Consider the following 3545-nt stretch of genomic DNA (forward strand, 5'->3'; position numbering starts at 1 on the left):
TCACGCCGAACCGTCGCAGCCACCGGGGAGGTGACCACCGGGACAGTCACGGTCATCGGGAGTCGCGGTCATCGGGAGTCGCGGTCATCGGGAGTCGTGACGCCCCGAAACCTCTGGCTACCCGGGAACCCGTCACTACCCCGGAAACCGTAGCCACCCAGGGACCCATGGCTACGCGGGAAGCCGTAGCCATGGGGAAGCCGTGGCCAGCCGGGTCCCGCGCCGTCCGGGCGCCGGAGGGGGAATAGGACCCTCTCCTCCGGGTATGGCGCGTCGTGCGGGCCCGCGGGAGGGTTCGCCGGCACATGTCGATCCGGAGGTCTCCTCCGGGCCGCACGCCGCGCCGGTGGACGGGCCGGTCGACGGATACGCAGAACGTGAGCGGGGGGACACATGGGGGGCATGGGGGAACGGGACACGGTGCTGCGCTCGATGCACGACACCGGCCTGGCGGCGTGGTTCGGCGGCTCGCTGATGGGCGCGGTCGGGCTCAACGGCGCCGCGGGGCAGATCAAGCGGCGCAGCGAACGGGTGGCGGTCGCGTCGAACGGCTGGCGGCGATGGGCACCGGTCAACCTCGCGGCGATCGGCGCCCACCTCGCCGGTGCGTCCGCGCTGCTGGTCAACGAGCGGCACCGGGTGGCCGCGCAGCGCGGTGCGCTCGCGATGAGCGCGACAAAGGCCGGCCTCACTCTCGCGGCGCTGGGCGCCACCGCATACGCGGGCGCGCTCGGGATGAAGCTCGGCAAGGCCGGTGAGGTACCCGCGGAAGGCCCAACCCAGTCCTCCGCCGAGACGCCGGAGGACGTGACGTCGATCCAGCGCCGGCAACGGGTGGTCCAGTGGGCGGTACCCGCGTTCACCGGCGCCCTCGTCGCCATCAGCGCGCTGGCCGGCGAACAGCAGAAGCCCGGATCGATGACCGCCGGCATGCTGGGCCGGGTGGGGCAGTTGGGCAAGCTGGGGAAAGTGGGGATGGGCAACATGGGCAAGCTCGGCACCATCGCCAAGCCTGCCACGATCGCGAAGGCCGGGAAACTGTTCGTCTAGGTGTTCTGTCCGCCTGGGTCCCTGTCCTGCCAAATGATCGGCGGTACCGGGCCCAGCCCGCAAGCCACACCGGGTCCAGCCCACAACTACACAAGGGCCAGCCCGCAACCATCACCCGCTCACCGGCAGAACGCCGGTGGGCGGGGCAGCGTCACCCGGTCGTAGATGGTCACGAAACCGATCCGGGTGGTCCGGAACGTGGCGTGGTTGGCGAGCAGCGCCGTCCCGATCGTGTCCGGCGGATCGTCCAGGAGGCCCGATCCGGCCAGCGGACTGTCCACATAGACCGGATCCGGTGTGGCCCGGACCCGGGCCCGCTGCTCGGCGAAGCGCGTCGCGCCGTAGCAGATCGCCACGTCGAGCCGGTCCCCGGCGAGGTACTGCAACGCCATGCCCGTCGAGTAGTCCGCGTACACGTGCGTCTCGTGCTCGCTCACCAGGTGTGCCACGACCCGGCGCAGGACGGCGTCGCGCCCGGCCAGCGACGGGTGCGGTGCGGTCCGGAAGAACCCCAGGGACAGCGCGGCGGACAGGCTCAACACCGCGGCGTACACGACGGATGCGGCCACCGGGCTCCGGTACGGCAGGAGCGCGGCCACCGACAGGGCGAGCAACGGGTACGCGGTGAACAGGTACCGGGGCGTACCGGTGTACCAGGCCATCGACGTGGCCACGTACAGCACAGCCACCAGCACCGGCGCGACGAGCAGCAGGTCGACCGGTTCGCGGCCACCCTGGCGCAGGCCCAGCAGCGTCGCCAGTCCCCGCCTGCGACGCCACAGGCAGCCGAGGTACGCGGCGGCCACGCCCGCCAGGATCAGGTACTGCACCGGTCGCGGCAGGCCGCCGTCGCCGTGCGCGTACGCGATGCCGAGGAACTGGCGCAGCAACGGATCGGTGAGGTTCGCAACCCGCTGCCCGAAACCCACCTGGCGGTCCGGAGCGGTGGGCAGCGGCAGTTCGCCGGACCGGAGCACGAAGACCAGTGCCGGTGCCGCACCGGCGACGGCACCGAGCACGGCAGCGAAACCGCTGGCCCGTCTTATCAGGTACGGCATCGCCCAGATGAATCCGGGCAGGACCAGGTAGGCGCTGGTCAACGAGTTCCAGAAACCGAGCCCGGCGCACAGGCCCAGACCGAAGGCCCAGGCGGCGTCGCGCGACCGGTCCGCGCCGAGCCGCAAAGTGCCCCGCCGCAAAGTGCCCCGCCGGCCCGTGCCCAGCCGCAACCCGCAGTACAGCGCGCACAGGCCGAGCGTGACACCCACCGAGTAGAAGCCCCACGCGGTCGCCCCGCCGACCAGGTTGAACCACGGCCCGACCGCGAAGAACGCCGCGGCGAACAGCGCCCGGCGCCGGCGTCCGCCCGGCAGCATCCGGCGGGCACACAAATACACCAGGGCGGTACTGGCGACAGACAGCGCGACCTGCGCGAGGCGCAGGGTCAGCGGATTCTGCGGGAGCTGGAAGACCAGGTACCCCAGCGCCTGGAGGTATACCTCCAGCGTGCCGCCGTAGCGCTGGCCAGGGTAGAACAGGAACCCTTCTCCACGCAGGATGTGCCGCACCATGATGCCGGTGACGGCCTCGTCCCCGTTGAAATTGGCCCGGTCGCCGCCCAGGTACGTCAGCCGGGCGACGGCCGCGAGCGCCAGGACGGCCGGCAGCCCGGCCACGCGCAAGGCACCAGCGCGCAGTGCAGCCGAGCGGAGAGCAGCCGAGCCGACGACAGCCGAGCGGAGAGCGGCACGCAGGGCGGCGGCGAGACGACCACCGGCGGACGTCGGGGCCGCGGTCGGGGCGGGCGTCCGGGTCGGGGCGGACATGATGTGCCAGCATAGTCGTCCGTTGCCGGGCACACCGCTCGAAACCACCGTAAACGCGAAGGCAGCCCAGGAATTGGCGGCCCGGAAACCGGCAATCACCGTCGCGGGCGGTCAGTGCGCGTGCCGGCGCGGAAGAAGACCGCTCCGCCCGGCCGCGCGGAGCGTCCTGGTCCGCGGGCGGGTGCCGACTCTCACTCTCTCTGGTACCACTGTCGTCTTGACATCCTCCGCCGCCCTAAGGGGCGGGGATTCCCTTGGTCGCCCTTGGGTGTTCCTGCTTCGACGCCGGCCGCCGAGTCCGGGCGTTCGCCCGTCTAGGTCTTACACCGGCTCCACAGGCAGCGGCCGAGAGCCCCTCGGCCAGAATGTTGCGTGCCGCGTTGACGTCCCGGTCGTGGGTGATGCCACATCGGCAGGTCCACGCCCGCACATTCAGCGGCATCTTCTCGGCCAGTGCGCCACACGCCGAGCACAGCTTCGACGACGGGAACCAGCGGTCGACGACCACAAGGTTCCGGCCGTGCCAGTCGGCCTTGTACTCCAGCATGCTGCGAAACTGCCGCCAGCCCGCGTCGGAGATAGCGCGGGCCAGGGTGTGGGTTTTGACCATGTTCCGTACCGTCAGGTCCTCGATCACGAGCGTTTGGTTGTCACGCACGAGACGAGTGG

At 71.2% G+C, this 3545-nt stretch carries 3 protein-coding genes; 1 reads left to right on the top strand and 2 read right to left on the bottom strand.

What is annotated here, in order from left to right; genetic code table 11:
- The first annotated feature begins 402 nt into the window (after positions 1 to 402).
- Positions 403 to 1050, top strand: coding sequence for a hypothetical protein (locus Raf01_RS48865; RefSeq protein WP_203925033.1), 648 nt, complete (start codon positions 403 to 405; stop codon positions 1048 to 1050).
- 119 nt (positions 1051 to 1169) lie between these two features.
- On the opposite strand, the gene Raf01_RS48870 is transcribed toward Raf01_RS48865, so the two are convergent.
- Both Raf01_RS48870 and Raf01_RS48875 read right to left on the bottom strand, forming a co-directional pair.
- A complete protein-coding gene (locus Raf01_RS48870) occupies positions 1170 to 2876 on the bottom strand; it encodes a hypothetical protein (RefSeq protein WP_203925034.1) in 1707 nt (568 codons plus the stop codon).
- Between the two features lie 235 nt (positions 2877 to 3111).
- Positions 3112 to 3545: RNA-guided endonuclease TnpB family protein (locus tag Raf01_RS48875; protein ID WP_203925035.1), on the bottom strand; the 434-nt coding region annotated here is incomplete at its 5' end.

Origin of the sequence: Rugosimonospora africana (assembly GCF_016862975.1) — a bacterium.
Lineage (GTDB): Bacteria > Actinomycetota > Actinomycetes > Mycobacteriales > Micromonosporaceae > Rugosimonospora > Rugosimonospora africana.

What these genes read in the sequence shown, in the direction of transcription:
- Raf01_RS48870 (WP_203925034.1), bottom strand. Translation starts at nt 2,876, where the DNA reads ATGTCCGCCCCGACCCGGACGCCCGCCCCGACCGCGGCCCCGACGTCC.
- Raf01_RS48865 (WP_203925033.1), top strand. Translation starts at nt 403, where the DNA reads ATGGGGGAACGGGACACGGTGCTGCGCTCGATGCACGACACCGGCCTG.